This window comes from Lentibacillus persicus (genome assembly GCF_900112705.1).
In the GTDB taxonomy this organism is placed as follows: Bacteria; Bacillota; Bacilli; order Bacillales; family Amphibacillaceae; genus Lentibacillus; species Lentibacillus persicus.
In genome coordinates this window covers 36,205-52,967 of record NZ_FOMR01000006.1, presented here as the reverse complement: position 1 = coordinate 52,967, position 16,763 = coordinate 36,205, and the positions used below count along the sequence as shown (strand labels likewise).

The 16,763-nt window shown below is 41.9% G+C and carries 20 protein-coding genes; 10 read left to right on the top strand and 10 right to left on the bottom strand.

Annotated features, from left to right (window positions below; translation table 11 throughout):
- Window positions 1-28 precede the first annotated feature (28 nt).
- Entirely contained in the window at window positions 29-541 is a 513-nt protein-coding gene (locus BMZ22_RS09195; protein ID WP_090084705.1) for a phosphatidylglycerophosphatase A family protein, read from the bottom strand.
- Between the two features lie 86 nt (window positions 542-627).
- On the opposite strand from BMZ22_RS09195, the gene BMZ22_RS09190 reads away from it, so the two are divergent.
- Together BMZ22_RS09190 and BMZ22_RS09185 are read left to right on the top strand one after the other, a co-directional pair.
- The gene (locus BMZ22_RS09190) at window positions 628-1,596 is read left to right on the top strand and encodes a protein kinase family protein (RefSeq protein WP_090084703.1); all 969 of its coding nucleotides are present in this window, start codon (window positions 628-630) and stop codon (window positions 1,594-1,596) included.
- Between the two features lie 63 nt (window positions 1,597-1,659).
- A complete protein-coding gene (locus tag BMZ22_RS09185; protein WP_090084700.1) occupies window positions 1,660-2,622 on the top strand; it encodes a 2-hydroxyacid dehydrogenase in 963 nt (320 codons plus the stop codon).
- 63 nt (window positions 2,623-2,685) lie between these two features.
- Here BMZ22_RS09185 and BMZ22_RS09180 read toward each other — a convergent pair whose 3' ends face one another.
- Entirely contained in the window at window positions 2,686-2,910 is a 225-nt protein-coding gene (locus BMZ22_RS09180; RefSeq protein ID WP_090084696.1) for a NifU family protein, read from the bottom strand.
- Between the two features lie 148 nt (window positions 2,911-3,058).
- On the opposite strand from BMZ22_RS09180, the gene BMZ22_RS09175 reads away from it, so the two are divergent.
- A complete protein-coding gene (locus BMZ22_RS09175) occupies window positions 3,059-3,385 on the top strand; it encodes a YuzD family protein (protein WP_090084694.1) in 327 nt (108 codons plus the stop codon).
- A 102-nt stretch (window positions 3,386-3,487) separates the two neighbouring features.
- Window positions 3,488-3,844 carry a HesB/IscA family protein gene (locus tag BMZ22_RS09170; RefSeq protein WP_090084692.1) on the top strand — a complete coding sequence of 119 codons (357 nt, stop codon included), beginning with the start codon at window positions 3,488-3,490 and terminating at the stop codon, window positions 3,842-3,844.
- Between the two features lie 92 nt (window positions 3,845-3,936).
- On the opposite strand, the gene BMZ22_RS09165 is transcribed toward BMZ22_RS09170, so the two are convergent.
- Window positions 3,937-4,923: an NAD(P)/FAD-dependent oxidoreductase gene (locus BMZ22_RS09165; RefSeq protein WP_090084690.1), complete on the bottom strand. Its 987-nt coding sequence runs from the start codon at window positions 4,921-4,923 to the stop codon at window positions 3,937-3,939.
- 280 nt (window positions 4,924-5,203) lie between these two features.
- On the opposite strand from BMZ22_RS09165, the gene BMZ22_RS09160 reads away from it, so the two are divergent.
- The 3 genes from BMZ22_RS09160 to BMZ22_RS09150 all read left to right on the top strand — a co-directional run bounded on the left by BMZ22_RS09160 (window position 5,204) and on the right by BMZ22_RS09150 (window position 8,164).
- Window positions 5,204-6,427 carry an NAD(P)/FAD-dependent oxidoreductase gene (locus BMZ22_RS09160; protein ID WP_090084687.1) on the top strand — a complete coding sequence of 408 codons (1,224 nt, stop codon included), beginning with the start codon at window positions 5,204-5,206 and terminating at the stop codon, window positions 6,425-6,427.
- Between the two features lie 105 nt (window positions 6,428-6,532).
- The gene (locus BMZ22_RS09155; protein ID WP_090084684.1) at window positions 6,533-6,844 is read left to right on the top strand and encodes a YuiB family protein; all 312 of its coding nucleotides are present in this window, start codon (window positions 6,533-6,535) and stop codon (window positions 6,842-6,844) included.
- 663 nt (window positions 6,845-7,507) lie between these two features.
- On the top strand, window positions 7,508-8,164 hold the full coding sequence (locus tag BMZ22_RS09150; protein WP_090085051.1) for a 3D domain-containing protein: 657 nt from the start codon (window positions 7,508-7,510) through the stop codon (window positions 8,162-8,164).
- A 51-nt stretch (window positions 8,165-8,215) separates the two neighbouring features.
- Here the strand turns inward: BMZ22_RS09150 and BMZ22_RS09145 are convergent, their stop codons facing one another.
- The 3 genes from BMZ22_RS09145 to deoD all read right to left on the bottom strand — a co-directional run bounded on the left by BMZ22_RS09145 (window position 8,216) and on the right by deoD (window position 10,468).
- Entirely contained in the window at window positions 8,216-8,689 is a 474-nt protein-coding gene (locus tag BMZ22_RS09145; RefSeq protein WP_090084682.1) for a divergent PAP2 family protein, read from the bottom strand.
- A gap of 164 nt (window positions 8,690-8,853) precedes the next feature.
- Window positions 8,854-9,450, bottom strand: a complete 597-nt coding sequence (locus BMZ22_RS09140; protein ID WP_090084680.1) for a biotin transporter BioY — start codon at window positions 9,448-9,450, stop codon at window positions 8,854-8,856.
- A gap of 310 nt (window positions 9,451-9,760) precedes the next feature.
- The gene (gene deoD / locus BMZ22_RS09135; RefSeq protein ID WP_090084677.1) at window positions 9,761-10,468 is read right to left on the bottom strand and encodes a purine-nucleoside phosphorylase; all 708 of its coding nucleotides are present in this window, start codon (window positions 10,466-10,468) and stop codon (window positions 9,761-9,763) included.
- Between the two features lie 208 nt (window positions 10,469-10,676).
- On the opposite strand from deoD, the gene BMZ22_RS09130 reads away from it, so the two are divergent.
- Window positions 10,677-10,940 (top strand): phosphocarrier protein HPr, encoded by a 264-nt coding sequence (locus BMZ22_RS09130; protein ID WP_090084674.1) that lies wholly within the window; start codon window positions 10,677-10,679, stop codon window positions 10,938-10,940.
- Window positions 10,941-11,002: 62 nt separating this feature from the next.
- Here BMZ22_RS09130 and kapB read toward each other — a convergent pair whose 3' ends face one another.
- Window positions 11,003-11,395, bottom strand: a complete 393-nt coding sequence (kapB, locus tag BMZ22_RS09125) for a kinase-associated lipoprotein KapB (RefSeq protein WP_090084671.1) — start codon at window positions 11,393-11,395, stop codon at window positions 11,003-11,005.
- A 120-nt stretch (window positions 11,396-11,515) separates the two neighbouring features.
- Between kapB and BMZ22_RS09120 the strand changes: the two genes are divergently transcribed.
- Window positions 11,516-11,698, top strand: a complete 183-nt coding sequence (locus BMZ22_RS09120) for a hypothetical protein (RefSeq protein ID WP_090084669.1) — start codon at window positions 11,516-11,518, stop codon at window positions 11,696-11,698.
- A gap of 85 nt (window positions 11,699-11,783) precedes the next feature.
- Complete coding sequence (locus tag BMZ22_RS09115; RefSeq protein WP_090084667.1) at window positions 11,784-12,356, top strand: superoxide dismutase family protein; 573 nt, start codon at window positions 11,784-11,786, stop codon at window positions 12,354-12,356.
- A gap of 452 nt (window positions 12,357-12,808) precedes the next feature.
- Here the strand turns inward: BMZ22_RS09115 and BMZ22_RS09110 are convergent, their stop codons facing one another.
- The 3 genes from BMZ22_RS09110 to yugI form a co-directional block, all read right to left on the bottom strand.
- Window positions 12,809-13,978 carry a MalY/PatB family protein gene (locus BMZ22_RS09110; RefSeq protein WP_090084664.1) on the bottom strand — a complete coding sequence of 390 codons (1,170 nt, stop codon included), beginning with the start codon at window positions 13,976-13,978 and terminating at the stop codon, window positions 12,809-12,811.
- Between the two features lie 227 nt (window positions 13,979-14,205).
- Entirely contained in the window at window positions 14,206-15,558 is a 1,353-nt protein-coding gene (locus BMZ22_RS09105) for a glucose-6-phosphate isomerase (protein ID WP_090084661.1), read from the bottom strand.
- A gap of 753 nt (window positions 15,559-16,311) precedes the next feature.
- Complete coding sequence (gene yugI / locus BMZ22_RS09100; RefSeq protein ID WP_090084657.1) at window positions 16,312-16,701, bottom strand: S1 domain-containing post-transcriptional regulator GSP13; 390 nt, start codon at window positions 16,699-16,701, stop codon at window positions 16,312-16,314.
- Between the last annotated feature and the right edge of the window lie 62 nt (window positions 16,702-16,763).

The following is a 16,763-nucleotide window of genomic DNA, read 5'->3' as shown; positions in this document are numbered from 1 at the left end:
AAAACTGCTCCAAAACGGAGCAGTTTTTTTAGTCGTCCAATAATTCATCATCTGCTGCTGCATGAGCAAGCCGGCTTGAGGCAGCTGCTGCGATGGCCCCGACAATATCATCAAGGAATGTATGACATTCTCCGCTTGATTTGTCGTTAAGCGGTCCCAAAATTCCGGGCTTTTGTTTATCAATATAGCCATAGTTTGTAAAACCGATTGACCCATACACGTTAACAATCGAAAACGCAACAATCTCATCAATCCCGTACAGGCTTTCATCGGTTTCAATCGTTTTTTGCAGTGGGGCGTCAAGTTGTTTCTGTTCTGCCAGCTTATCCAATTGAATCCCCGTCAAAATCGCGTTTTGTACCTCACGCTTTGTCAGTACCTGGTTTACATTATATTCACATGTCTCCATACTCAAATCGTCGTGGTACTTGGATTGCAGATAATAAACAAGGTCTGCAATATCTTTTATAGCAACTCCGCGCTCTTTAAGCCATTCCCTTGCTACGACTTCTAATTTAGTTCGATTCGAATTGTCAGCCATTATAATCACCTTTTCTAAAATATTGTTAAGTTGATAGGCTTTCGTACATATAGTAAGACAAAAGGCCAAAAAAGGGGGAGATCATATTGAGAGACTTTCTTGACTACTATTATGGCATCCAGCCTCTGGATGTGACTGAATGGAACGGTGCCGAAGGATTTAAAGATGATAATTATATTTATTTTACCATTTCTTGCGACCAGAAGGAAATTATACATATGGAACAGGCCGCTTTAGCTTATTTTTTGTACGAGAATGACTATAGTCAGATGACGATCCCATTGCCAAACAATCAAAATGAATGGTATACGCTATATAATGAAAAATATTATCTCGTATTATGTGCCGAGAAGACCCCCCCTGTTAAGCAAAATAGTCAGGGCGAACAGCTGGCAGTATTACATGCAATTGGAGCAGGGTATCCATATGAACCACAGACCATATCGAGTTATGGGCAATGGAGGCCTTTATGGATTGAAAAGATGGCAGCATTTGAAGAAAAAATACAATTGGAAGCAAGAGAATTGCCAAATAATTATTACAGGCTTTTAATGGATTCCCTCCCGTATATAACAGGGTTAAGCGAAAATGCAATTCAATATATGCAAGAAAGCGAATCGGAAAGCAGGTTTCATGAAGCAGATCAAGGCACAATTGTCTTTACCCGATATCACGGCCAGCTTAACCAGCATTTTCTGTGGATGACTGATCTTGCATTCGACCATCCAGCGCGTGACTTGGCCGAATTGATTCGTTATAAGTTATTGGAAAAAGAGGATCCCGTGGATGAAATATGTGCCTTTTTGGATGACTACCAGAAAGTTGTGCCATTATCGATATTTGGCTGGCGGTTATTGTACGCGCGACTTTTATATCCGATTCACCTGTATGATATTATTGGACGCGGGTTTCTAACCAGGCAGCATGGCATGTATGATGAACTAAAAGACATGCTGGAGCGGCAAACGCAATATGAAAAGCGAATGCGCTATTTTTTTGAAAATGCTGGCGTTGATTCTGAAAAATTGCAAATTCCTGTGTTACACTGGCTGTAAAGCGCTACTTATTAAATAGATATTGTCCCGCCGAAGCTGGATAATGATTGGAGTGTTGGACAAATGAAACCTGTTATTTACATTACCCGTAAAATCCCTGAAACGATTTTGCAGCCGTACCAGGATGCATTCGAGTTTCGGATGTGGGAAAAAGAAAATGAGCCGGTGCCGCGCGACGTTTTGCTTCGCGAAATCACGTCGGTTGACGGTGTATTCTGTTTGTTAAGTGAAAAAGTCGATCGTGAATTCCTGGATGCTGCCAGCAATCTAAAAATTGTTGCGAATATGGCGGTGGGTTATGACAATATTGATGTTGAGGAAGCACATAATCGCGGAGTAACAGTTACCAATACACCTGATGTGCTGACAGAGACGACAGCCGATCTGACGTTTGGTTTAATGATGGCCACAGCTCGTCGGATGGTGGAAGCCTCAGACTATATTCGCGATGGAAACTGGAAATACTGGTCACCTTACTTGTTGGCAGGATCGGACATCCATCATAAAACGATTGGTATTGTCGGGATGGGCAGGATTGGAGAGGCAGTTGCACGACGTGCGAAAGGATTCGGCATGTCGATCTTGTATCATACCCGAACACGAAAAGAAGAAGCTGAACAAGAACTTGGAGCAGTCCATCGGGGGTTCACTGAACTTCTGCACGAAGCGGATTTCGTTGTCTCGCTGGTGCCGCTGAATAACGAGACAGCAAAGATGTTTAATGAGGAAGCTTTTAAACATATGAAGTCCTCAGCAATTTTTGTAAATGCCTCCCGTGGTGGTGTGGTGGACGAGGATGCGCTGGTTGAAGCATTGACTGTTAATGAAATCCAGGGAGCAGGACTTGATGTGTTTGCAAACGAGCCGATTTCACCTGAACATCCGCTGGTTGGATTGGATAATGTTGTGTGTCTGCCACATATTGGGTCCGCCAGTGCAGATACACGCACGAAAATGATTGAGCTTTGCCTTGACAATCTGAGAGCAGTATTAAGCGGCAAAGATGCTATCACGCCGGTCCGCTAATGTGGCCATGAAAAAGCCATAAAAAAAGACAGACACATAACGTCTGTCTTTTTTAATATGTTTTTAAAATACCTGTTCGATCTCTGTTACACCCGGGACCTCAGTTCTCAAAGCACGTTCGATCCCTGCTTTTAATGTAATCGTTGAACTTGGGCAGTTGCCGCAAGCTCCCATGAGACGAATAAGTACAATGCCATCGTCATCCACATCGATCAGCTCGACATCGCCGCCATCACGTAATAAAAACGGACGGAGTTTGGTTAATACTTCCTGCACTTGCTCTTGCATTATCCATCTTCTCCTTTCCTTGATTCCATTATAGAACGAATTATTCTAAAAAGCTATCCATTAATCAATAATATCGGTTGATTTTATTTTATCTTTAATTGTCTATTTTGTAAAATGAAATTAATCACATGAGACAGGGGGGATCGCTATGGATAATAATATCCTGATTACAGTTTATGGAGCTGAACAGATTTGTGCAAGCTGTGTTGGGGCACCAGGTTCCCGGGACACATACGAATGGCTGCAGGCGGCGATCGGCAGAAAATATATTGATGATAATATTTCTTACAACTATATTGATATTGAACAGCCGCCTGATGATGAAAAACATAAACAGCTGGCTGAGCGTATATTGGATGATGAATTCTTTTATCCTTTAGTGCTTGTGAACGAAGAAATCGTTGCTGAAGGAATACCGAGATTAAAAACCATTTATAACGAGTTGGACAAAAATGGAGCAGAGCTTCAATCATAGTTTGCATGACTAACAAGTTAAATCGTTGAATAACGTGCTTTTAGTTTGTATACTGGGGGTAACATACTTAGTCCCATCTTATAATGAGGAGGTCACAAATATATGATTATTTCGCTTACAGATAGTGCGGCTGGTCAAGTAAAAGAGATGATGCAAGATGAAGAAGCCGGTGCACGTCTGCGGTTCGGTATTCAAGGCGGCGGCTGCAGCGGACTTTCCTATTCACTTGGCTTCGACCATGACGTAAATGACGAGTTGGATATGGTGGAAGATGTAAATGGTGTCCCGGTCGTTATCAATAAGCAGGACGCGGCGATTATTGAAGGTACAACGATTGATTTTAAACAAAATATGATGGGCGGGGGATTCAGCATCGACAATCCGAATGCGATTGTTTCATGCGGCTGCGGTTCATCATTCAGAACAGATCGTAGCGTGGGTACACCGGAAAAGTGCTAGTCGAACATACTGGAAGATATAAAGCATAGAAAAAAGCCAGAACACCTTTATTAATGGATTCTGGCTTTTTTATTCGTTTTAGAACTGGAGAGCTAGAACATCGAGGTCGAGTGCCTCGGCTGGATGCGTGCTTTTGGATCAATATATTGCTTGGCGTTGTTTATCGCTGTCGGCCCTTCGCCGAAGCCGGTGGCAATTAAGTTTACTTTACCCGGATAGGTTGTAATATCACCGGCTGCGTATATACCAGGGATATTGGTTTCCATTCGTGAATTAACCACAATACTATTTTTTTCTATCTCCAGACCCCAATTTTTGATGGCGCCGAGCGTTGAAACAAAGCCGTAGTTGCAAAGGAGTGCATCAACGTTGATTTCCATCGTTGACTCCCCTTTAGCTTCGTTCAACGTAACCGTTTCGACTTTCCCGTTGCCATTGATGGCAGATGGGATGTAGGGCGTAACGACATCAACACTGGAATTCTTCAACTGTTCAACACTGTGCTCATGCGCCCGGAATTTATTCCGTCGGTGCACGAGTGTTACTTTTTCTGCAATCGGTTCCAGCATTAACGCCCAGTCAACAGCTGAATCACCGCCGCCCAAAAGCATAACGTGCTGGTCCTTGTAGGCGTTCATGTCCTGAACATGGTAATGTAAATTAATACCCTCATATTGATCGCAACCTTCGAGATTCAACCGTCTTGGCTGAAAGGCACCATTTCCTGCTGTTATGATAATCGTGCTTGTAAAATGCTCTTCGCCGGTATTGGAGGTTAATTTAAACGTCTCATCTTCGAGCCGTTCCACTTGTTCAACCGATTGGCCTAAAACAATTGTTGGATCAAACATTCTCGCCTGTTCCTCCAGGTTGTCCACTAAGTCCTGGGCTCGAACGTTCGGGAACCCGGCAACATCATATATATATTTCTCAGGATAAAGGGCTGTCAATTGCCCTCCAGTGTGAGGTAAGCTTTCCATTATCTTAACACTTGCCTGACGCATGCCGCCGTAAAATGCAGTGAATAAGCCAGCGGGACCAGCTCCAATAATGGTCACATCGAAAACTCTATCTGTCATGGATGTCCCCCCATTGATTAGTTTCAAAATACACCAATTCCTATCGTACCATAAAAGGTGAAGATTTGTGTATTCATGCATTTTACGCTGCATTCGTTTACCCCGCATATAATGAACAAAATCCCATTGACTGAGGATTCACTTTAGTTATTCAGATTTTTCTGGAAGCAATCGTATATCTTGAAACATAACGATAAAACGAATAGTATATGGAATGGATTACAATTATGTTACAAAGAAGTACGTATTGAGGTTTATATAGAGAGAGGGGGAAGCGGTCATGGGGGAGAAAATTGAGGTTGTTGTCTTAGGTGCCGGTTACGGTGGAATTATGACAGCAGTTAACTTGCAAAAAATATTAAATTTAAATGAAGCCTCGATTACGCTTGTAAATAAATATGATTATCACTATCAAACAACCTGGCTGCACGAAAATGCAGCGGGCAACCTGCATCATGATCGTACGAGGATACCGATTGATGAGATTATTAATACTGATAAAGTTCATTTTATAATTGACGAGGTTGTTTCCATAAAGCCGGAAAAAAAGAAAGTGAAGCTTGAAACCGGTGAATTGTACTATGATTTACTTGTTATAGGTTTAGGCTTTGAAACCGAAACATTTGGAATCCCGGATTTGAAAGAAAACGCGTTTACAATTGGGAATATTGACAGTGCCAGATTGATTAGGGAACATCTTGAATACAATTTTGCAATGTATCACCATGAAAATCGCAAAAACCCGGGCAGGCTCAATATCGTTGTAGGCGGTGGTGGGTTTACCGGAGTTGAATTTCTCGGTGAGTTGGCTAATCGAATTCCTGAGCTTTGCGAAGAATATGATATAAATAAGTCATTGGTCCGTATTATTAATGTGGAAAAAGAAACGACTGTTTTGCCGGAAGTCGACCCACAGCTAGCTGAATATGCAATGACATCACTTGAATCACGCGGGGTTGAATTTATTACCGGTGCGAGTTTTAAGCATTGTGCCCCCGATCGTATTGTTTATGAGAAAGAAGGAAAAGACAAGGAGATCGCAACATATACGACTGTCTGGGCAGCCGGGGTGCGGGCGAATTCAATCGTGCAGGATTCAGGTTTTGACCATTGTGACGGAAAAATAGCAGTCTGTGCTGATATGCGCGCACCAGGCCATGACGACGTGTTTGCCGTTGGCGATTGTGCACTCGTTGTGGATGAAAAAACAGGGCACCCATACTCGCCAAGTGCCCAAATCGCTGTACAGCAGGCAACGACTGTTGCAAACAATATAAAAGCACATCTGGATGGAAATTCTACATTCGAAAAATTCGAACCCCGTCTGCTTGGTACAGTCACATCGCTTGGCAATAATGATGCGATTGGTGATGTTTTTAATAACTGGAAATTGTTTGGGTGGAAAGCAGTGTTAATGAAAAAAATTATAGATAATCGTTACTTATTTAAATTAGGCGGTCTTGGACTCGTAATGCGAAAAGGCAAATTCAATATTTTTTACTGAACAGCGGCAGGGATAACCCTGATAAGTACGGGACCCACTGATTGAAGATTCGCTTTAGTTATTATAAAATGGTTGCTGTATGTATTGGTGAAGGGAGATACAGCGTTGATACAGTTTGTCGTTTCGGTTTTGTTATTTTTTGTTATATTTTTTGGACTGGCCTTTATTTTAAATATGCTTTTGCGCAGTACCTGGCTTATGGCGGCAATTTATCCAATAATTGTACTAATGATTGTTGATGATATATCCACAGCAGATTACTTTACCGGACCGGGTGAGGCTTTTAGTGCAGCTTTTTCCAGACTGACTGAAATAACTGTTGCTGATATAAGCATTTTGGGGGCGGGTTTTGCTGGAACTATTGTATCCGGGTTTGTTATTAAATATTTACGCAAGAGTGGCTACCAAATGTTTTAAGTTAACCCATGTGGTTCAAAAAGCGTTTTCTCAGAGGAGAGAGAACGCTTTTTTTATCCCGCATATAACTGGCAGTAAGACCCCCACCTCAAATGTTCGCGTAGACAATGAAGATTAGGTGGGGGTCAACTGCCAGTAAATGTCCGATTCGTTCGGGCCTGCACGATGCAGGTCACAAAGGCGTTGCCACAGGATGTGGCGAACTTAGCCTTTGTTCCCCTAAAATCAGTGGGGGAAGAAAGAAAACCCCTACTGATTGAAGATTCACTTTATCCCGCATGTAATGGGCAGTAACCCGCCGAAGAACGGCGGCTAACTGTCCATAAATGTCCGATTCTGTTCGGGCCTGCAGGACGCAGGTCACAAAGGCGTTGCCACAGGACGTGGCGAACTTAGCCTTTGTTCCCCTTAATCAGTGGGAAAAACCCCCACTGATTGAAGATTCACTTTATTATGTATGTGTAATAGTTGATATTTCTTAATATTATAAATTAATCCGGGTCTAATGTATATTAATTGCTATTTTGGTAACACTGTCCAAATAGGCAGCCAATAGGGGACGGATATATGCAGAAAATCTGCTGCAGACTGTTCCAGTAAAACCAGAATGCTGCCGGAGAGGTGTTATCATTGACTAAAATAAATATAATACAGCGATCTGTGATGGTTTTATTGTTAGTGGGAGCACTATATATCACGTTTTCATCTATTTCAATCACGACCGTCGCTGATGTAGAAGCATGGATGGCAGCGGATAAAACAACATCGGCAGCCCACGCGCAAACGCATCTTGATGATCGCAAAGTCGCGTTAAAGAATAAAGAATTAAAGGTAAAACAACAGCAAAAACGCTATATTTCCAGTGAGCAGATTGAAGGACCACAAACGTTGGAAGAATATGTTGATACTGAACAATATCCCAGTGCCACTGTAATGGCAACCGGTTACACTGCCGGAGTGGAATCGACCGGTAAGACGCCTGACCATCCTGAATACGGCATAACGTATTCAGGAGTGAAAGTGAAACGGGACTTGTACTCTACTATTGCAGCCGATTTGAGTGTTTTTCCGATTGGTACAATTTTGTACATCCCTGATTATGGATATGGTGTCGTTGCCGATAAAGGCGGCGCGATTAACGGCAACAAAATAGATCTGTACTATGAAACTGTAGATGATGTTTATTCGGAATGGGGCAAGAAAGAGGTTAAGGTTTATATTATTGAAAAAGGTGACGGTCAGTTGTCTGAAGAGGTACTTAATAAGCTGAATGAAAACGACTCAATGCAGGTATTCCGAAATCAAATCAATGAAAGTTAATGAAAAAACCCGTTTCACTATAAAGTGAAGCGGGTTTTTTGACGGTTATGTTTAATAAAACTGATAAAGGAAGAAGGCAATGGCTACACCGGATAATCCGCCAAAAAAAACTTCGATTGGCTGGTGACCGAGCAGCTCTTTTAACTCTTTTCGCTTTTGATAGAGTTCTTTACGGTTCCAGTCTTTTGCACCTTCCATGAAATATTGGAAGTCCTCGACTAATTGGTTAATTACAATTGCCTGTTCACCGGCCTGTCTGCGAACGCCTGATGCATCAAACATAATAATCACACTGAAGATAGTTGACATAGCAAACAGTACGGAGTCTGTACCTTCGATAATACCAACGCCGGTTGTCAAAGCTGCGACAGCTGCAGAATGACTGCTTGGCATACCGCCGGTTGAAAAGGCAAGCCCTGGCTTAAATTCCCGTGTAACAACCAGCCTTATAGGGATTTTTATAACCTGTGCAAAAACAATAGCCGACAAAGCCGCCCATAAAGGGAAATTTGCAAAAAAATCCATGAAGAAGGAACATCCTCTCTGTTGCTTTAACAAGCCTCTTCTTTTAAGATGGAAAATATATATGCTAAGTATAACGTCATTTTAGCATATATAGGGCTCGTTTGAACAAAGAAAACATGATGGATGCAGAATTATTTGCTGCTTATAAACAAATAGACCAAGATTCAGGTTTTAACAGTTAAAAGCCATCTTGAAGGAACGCGTTTCGCGAGGCTAACCATGAATAATCCAGCCAAAATTGCCAATCCACTATCTTTAATAAGAAATGGGATCATACCACTCCAGGCTATACTGTACGATATGCTGAGTTCGAGCCACGTATTCATAGCGGCGTACATGTACGTAACGCCAATCCCATAATTGAAAGCTAATCCAACAATCGATGCGAACCCATAAATAGGGATAGATGGTTTACTGCTGCGTTCGGCAATCAATCCGGTAAAGAATGCAACGAAAATAAATGAAATAATAAATCCGCCGGTGGGGGAGATTAGTTGCATTGGTCCTGCTTTCATTTGGGCAAAAACCGGGACTCCCGCCACACCGATTAATATGTATGTAATCATTGAAATCGCACCGAGCCTTTTTCCGAGCATTAAACCAGCTATCGTGGCGAAGAAAGTCTGCAGTGAAATTGGGACTGTCGCGCCTCCGATAGGCACAGCAAGCATCGGGAACCATACGGTAATGTTGGCACCAATAGCCATGAGGCAGACAAAGACTGCCCCGAAGGTCAAATCAATCGTTCGCAGTTTTTTCAACGTAACCCCTCCTTGTATATTATATAAATGATAATAGACAGAATCCTCTTTTTTGTCAACCATAGTTTATAATGGTTAACAATAAGAGTGTTGCTTTTGAATAAACGCGGATGTGATTATTGCGGAGATGCTGTTGAGTGGTTTGAAGCACAAATATTTCATAACACGTTGTATTCAGAACACCGAAAAAGCACAAAAAAACAGCCTTCGAACTTAAAGGCTGTTTTTTGTGCTGTAGGATCAGCAATATCTAATAATGATTTATCTTAACCTGCATGTAACGGGCAGTAAACGCCCACTAATTGAGAATTTATTTTATCGCCGTATCAAGCGCAACTTCCATCATATCATGGAAGGTTGACTGGCGTTCTTCAGAAGTTGTCTCTTCGCCGGTCAGGATATGATCGGATACGGTCAGAACAGTGAGTGCCTGCCGGTTGAATTTAGCTGCCAGTGTATAAAGGGCAGTTGTTTCCATTTCAACAGCGAGAACGTTATATTGAGCGAGTAGTTCATTCACTTCCTTGGCGTTATCACGGTAGAATGTGTCACTTGTAAACACGTTTCCCACCCGTAAATTCAGCCCTTGTTCCTTGCCGGTGTCATACGCGTTTTTAAGCAATTCAAAATCAGCAAGCGGCGCATAGTCAATGCCGTTAAATATCATCCGGTTCATTTGTGAGTCAGTTGTCGCTCCCTGCGCCAGAATAACATCACGGATCTTTACATCATTTTGAATAGCACCGCATGTGCCAACGCGAATTAATTTTTGCACGTCGTATTCTTGAATCAGTTCGTTGGCATAAATTGAGATGGATGGTACACCCATGCCAGTTCCTTGTACTGAAATTCGTTCGCCTTTATATGTACCGGTGAAACCGTACATTCCACGCACCTGGTTATACTGGGTTACATCTTCCAAAAAAGTTTCCGCTATAAATTTAGCTCTGAGCGGATCTCCGGGCAACAGTATTTTATCTGCAATATCCCCTTTATTTGCTCCAATATGCACACTCATATATATAAGCCTCCTTTGTATTAGCCGATTGTAGAATTACGGTACCACATCGCTGCTCTAAAGACAAATATCACAAAAATGACACATAATTCGTTGCTTTTTGATTTCAAAACAGACTCTTTTTGTTTATAATGAAATTGATGTATCGTATTTCAACATAAAGGGAATGGATACGTTAGGAATTTATTTTCGGAAGGATGAACAGCAAATGCAGGAAAAGACATTTACAATCACAGCAGACACTGGGGTACATGCTCGCCCGGCAACATTACTGGTAAATAAAGCTGGTCAGTTTGAGTCTGAAATTGAAATCTCATATAATGGTAAAGATGTTAACCTGAAATCAATTATGGGTGTTATGTCCCTTGGAATACCAAAAGGTGCTGAAGTAAAAATCTCAGCAACTGGTGGCGATGAAGAAGAAGCGATTAAAGGTGTTACCGAAGTAGTCAACGAGCACTTGGGTGAATAGGCTTCCAAACGGTTGCTATTGAAAAATGGAGCTTTAGGGGAAGGCCCGTCAGCTCCATTTTATTATTTATAATAGTTTTTTATATAAGTATTTTCTTCCAGGTCTTCAATTTCCTTCAGTGATTGCTGGTTGAACGCGTTATCCTTTTGTGAAAGGTGCTGTTTCATATCGCTGACTGCATTTTGAAGTGAATCCTGATAATCCGGCATATTCCCGTCAAAGGTTTTAACTGCTGATTTAACGACATTCATTTTTTCATAATGGGCAAGGGCTTTTCGTTGCTGAAAAAATACCCCTTCAGTTTCCCCCGGGTTATGCAAGTCACCTTGCATCGGGTGCTTTATAACAGCATGGACTTTTACCAGAAAGCGTTCACCTCGGTCTTCCAGTACTTCACCTATGTATTTGCCCGAATTATATTTCACTTGAACAATTTCTCCTATGGAAATTGACATATTATATAAACCTCCTTTACGCCATTGTGCCAAATTTAAGCATGATGCGCCAATAGTTCGTTTTTGTTTCCGCATGTTTCAGATGGATGCTATAATTAATTTTAAAGGAAGTGATTGACAATGGGAATGGAATTTCTTTATTTTCCTGAAGATAAATCCGAATATATTCCTGCAATTATTGTGCTGATTATCTTTATAATTGGAGCAAGTATCGCAATGTACTTTTTTATAAAGCATTCAAAAAAAGAAGCGGATAAAACAGATAAGCATTATGGCGAAAAAATAGAAAAGAAAGAAGAGTGAACGGGCTTGTTTTGACAATGAGCCTGTTTATTTTTTGTCTGCCTTGCAGATACTGAGTATAAAGAATCTGCAAAGGAGTACAATTATGCGAAGCGTACTGTTGATTATTTTATTCTTAATCATAACGGCTTGTCAGGCTAATGATGAAACTTCCCGGTCAGTGGATATGTACAATGCGTCCGGTGATATGATAGGCACGGCCCAATTGACGGAAGGGGACGGCGGTGTGGATGTGAAGTTAAAACTGGAAGGCCTTGAACCTGGCTATCACGGCATTCATGTGCACGAATACCCAAAGTGTGATCCACCGGATTTTACAACAGCCGGTAGCCATTTGAACCCAGACGGAAATGAGCATGGACTCATGCACCCTGAAGGTTCCCACTTAGGTGATTTACCCAACATTGAAGCAGATTCAGGGGGATTGGTTGATGCTGAGTTGATGCTGCCGGAGGCGACATTAAAGGATGGAAAGAAATCGTTGCTGGGTGGGGAAGGGACATCACTCGTTATACATGAAAATCAAGACGACGGTGTAAGCCAGCCGGGCGGGGAGTCCGGTGCTCGTATAGCATGCGGGATTATAGCAAAAGATGAAAAAAAATCAGCCGAAACACCGACAGACCCAACAGAATTTAATGAGGAACAGGAAGAATAACAATTAGCAACTGTAGAAATGAAAACAGGCTGGGACAAAAGGTTTAAAGAAATGAAAAGACGAATGATAATTAGGAAAGGAAGCGGGATACGCCGCCCCGGAAATATGCTTGGGTGCTCGTCGTGTTGCAAGTGTTCTCGGTGTAGCAGCCACTCCTCGCAACTCGCAGCGGAATCGGTGGATGTTTTGGCTCGTCGCTTTCCGCGGGCGGCTGTTGAGCCAACTCGTGCTCGTCGTGTTGCAAGTTTTTCTGTGGTGCAGCACTCCTCGCAGGTCGAAGCATACTCGATGAAGTCTTGCTTTGTGCGAAGGCACTTCGTTGTCTCACCTATGCCTCTCTTCCCGCAGGAGTCTCCGCATATTTCCTCCGCTAACCTTGATTATAGTTCGTCTTTTATATTGAATATATAAGTTATGTCCCAGCCTGTTTTCTATATTTTATTAAACGCCCTTTATCTGTTGTTTACGGCTGTGATGAGACGGTTGACGCCTTCTTCGAGAATTTCACGCGGACAAGCGATGTTCATGCGCATAAACATCTCACCCTCATCGCCATAATCAATTCCAGCGTTCAGACCGACTTTTGCGGATTCATTCATAAATGCTTTTAACTCTTTGCTGTTCATTTGTAATTTACTGCAGTCAATCCAGAGCAAATAAGTACCCTCCGAGCGGATAACAGTCAATACATCGGTTTTCTCTTCAAGCACAGCCGTCACATATTTTTTATGTTCGTCGAGAACAGTGCAAAGATCATCAAGCCATTGCTCTCCATGCTGATAGGCTGCTTCGATGGCTGTAATCCCCATTGTATTCAGGTGATTATGCCCTTGCTTAACTAAATGATTATCCAGTTGTTTTTTTGCTTCTTCATCAGGCGTGATGACATAAGATGCATGCAATCCAGCCAAATTGAATGTTTTTGAAGGCGACATAAACGTTATCGTCTTATTTGCAACCTCATCTGAAAGTGAAGCAAGCGGGATGTGTTTTTCACCCGGATAAATTAAATCTGCATGGATTTCATCCGACAGAATTAACACATCATATTTCACGCAAAGACGTGCCATTTCCTCCAATTCTTCCTTTTTCCAGACACGCCCAACTGGATTGTGCGGGGAACAAAGGATAAATGCTGATACACCTTGTTTCAATTTTTCCTCGAAATCTTCAAAGTCAATATGGTAATAATAATCTTTCTGAATAAGCGGATTTTTAACAACGTTGCGTTCATGAGCTTCGATTACACTGTAAAAAGGTGTGTAGACAGGTGTTTGGACCAGGATATTGTCTCCGGGTTTTGTAAAGGCTTGAACGGCCATATGCAAACTGGCTACAACGCCCGGGCTGAATGAAAGCCATTCTTTATTAATTTCCCAATTGTGGCGTTTCGAAATCCAGTTGATAATCGGATTTTTAATGTTGTCATCAATCATTGTGTATCCATATATCCCATGCTTTGCACGTTCAATAAGTGCATCATTGACAGCTTTTGGGGCTTGGAAATCCATATCAGCAACCCACATTGGGAGGACATCGTCAGATTGGAAAACGACATGACGCATATCCCATTTAACAGAACGTGTGTTTTCACGGTTATGTACTTTTTTAAAATTTTCCACAATTAACCCTCCTGCAAGATAAAATGCCTTAATCTTTATTATACGTGATATCAGGGAATAGGTTAAGCTATTGCTCTCAGGTGAAGAAAAAAAAGAGCAAGGCATTAAATAATGCCTTGCTTACAGGGGGAATACGAGAAAGTCTTACATTCCTATTCTTACCCTGTGTATGAAAATATAAACATTTTAAGAGGAAAAATTTGAGATTTTTTCGCGTCGGAGTCTCACTATGTTTTTAAGCGATTTTCCAAATGTTCTTTCTCATCCTCAAACCCCGGTTTACCTAAAAGGGCAAACATATTTTTCTTGTATGCTTCAACGCCTGGCTGGTTAAATGGATTGACACCGAGCAGGTAGCCGCTTAAGGCACATGCTTTTTCAAAAAAGTAGACGAGATACCCAAAGGTGTAAACATCGAGCTCTGGGATTTCCAGGATAAGATTAGGTACACCACCGTCAGTATGCGCCAGTAATGTTCCTTGATAAGCTTTTTCATTAATTTCATCAATGGTTTTTCCGGCAAGGTAATTGAGTCCATCAGCATTTTCCGCATCTTCATCAAGGGTAATATCTTTTTTCGGCTGATTGACATGCAGGACGGTTTCAAAAAGGTCTCGCCGTCCATCCTGAATGTATTGCCCCATTGAATGCAAATCGGTTGTGAAATTGGCTGAAGCCGGGAAAATGCCTTTCTGGTCTTTGCCTTCACTCTCGCCAAAAAGTTGCTTCCACCATTCGCTGAAATAGTGCAAATGTGGTTCATAATTGATGAGCATTTCCACCGTTTTACCTTTACTGTATAAAATGTTGCGCACTGCAGCGTATTGGTAAGCCGGGTTTTTGTTGATGTCCGGTTCGTCAAGATCATGCATAGCTGATTTGGCACCTTGCATCATGTCATCGATGGAAATACCGCTTGTGGCGATTGGCAACAACCCGACAGCGGTCAAAACAGAATAACGTCCACCGACATTGTCAGGGATCACAAATGATTCATAACCTTCTTTATCAGCGGTTGTTTTAAGTGCACCCTTTTCTTTATCCGTTGTGGTAAAAATCCGATGTTTGGCTTCTTCTTTTCCGTATTTGTCTTCAAGAAATTTGCGGAAGATACGGAATGCTATTGCAGGTTCGGTTGTTGTGCCGCTTTTTGAAATGACATTAATCGATACATCTTTATTTTTTAATATGTCGAATAACTCGCTGATGTAAGTTGAACTCATGTGATGGCCGACAAATATTACTTGCGGGGCGTCCCTTTGTGTTTTATCAAGCATATTCTGGAATGAATGATTAAGCATTTCCAATGCTGCGCGTGCGCCCAGGTACGAGCCGCCTATACCAATTACGAGCAAAACATCTGAGTCATTTTTTATTTTTTCAGCTGCTGCTTTTATCCGGGTAAATTCTTCTTGGTCGTAATTGTCAGGCAAATCTGCCCAGCCGAGAAAATCATTGCCTTGAAATGTGTCGTTATGAATCGCTTTATGTGCTGATTCCACGAATTCTGATAGATAATCGAGTTCGTGCTGATTGAAAAATTCCGTAGCATTTTTATAGGAAAAATTAATATGTGCCACCTTATCTTGCCTCCTTCATTGCTTGCTCTTATTACTGTACCCGAATTGAAACAGCTAAATCAAGAATAGCCTGCTATAGTCCAACCGCTTCCATTTTGACACAAAAAACATAAACTGCGAACTAACTTTCAATTTGAGTTGGTTGTAGTCCACCGCTCCAGAAATACACGTGAATGCTTTAAAGCCGCTCCGGCAATATACTTCGCTTTCCATGGGCACGGCCTCGGGCCAACACGATGTTGGTCACAAAGGCGTTGCCACAGGACGTGGCGTTCTTAGCCTTTGAACCTTACCGCTTTCTTGCGGGGTCTTCGGACACGTGCTGTTCCCATAGAGTCTGCGTATATTGCCTGCGCTGGGAAGTGTTAACTGTTTCCATATTAGTATAAGAGCAAACAAGCCTAGCGTAGGAAATACACGCCGACTCCAGCGGGAGCAAAGGCATAGGTGAGACCCTGAAGTGCGCCAGCACGAAGGGGGCTCACCAGCCGCCCGCGAAAAGCGACGAGCCAAAACATCCACCGAATCCGCTGCGAGTTGCGAGGAGTGCTGGCTGCACCGAATTTGCTTGCAACACGACGAGCACCCAGTGTATTTCCGGAGCGGTGGCATAACACTTACTGAAGAATTTTCACTGGTCGCACTTTACATCAACTACACATTAAAAAAGTTTTGTGATAGGTTTTCGGAAGCCGGGAAATAAAGATAAAAAAAGCTTTCCACGTTTTGATTAACGTAAAAAGCTTTTTACCATTAGTTGCGGAAAGTTCCTTCGCGTTCTTCTGACTGTTTAATCCACTCATCAAGTTTGTCTTTCAGTGTATTAAATCCGTTGTTCGAACTATCCGACTGTTTTACCGTATTATTTTTTGTGTTGCTTTCAGAACGATTTTTAGGCGGCTCTTGAGTAGCGCGAATCGATAATGAAATCTTATTGTTTTCGGTGTCCACGTTTAAGATTTTCACTTGTACATTATCACCTACAGCTAAGTAGTCATTAATATCTTTTACATAGCCGTGAGTTACCTCAGAAATATGCACTAAACCTTGTGTTTCATCATCAAGCGCAACAAAAGCACCATACGGCTGGATACCTGTTACTTTACCTTCTAAAATTTCCCCGGTTTCAAACTTGTCTGTCATGCTGAACACTCCTATACCTTTTCGATTCTTTTTACACAATAAAATATTTTAGCATAAAACCC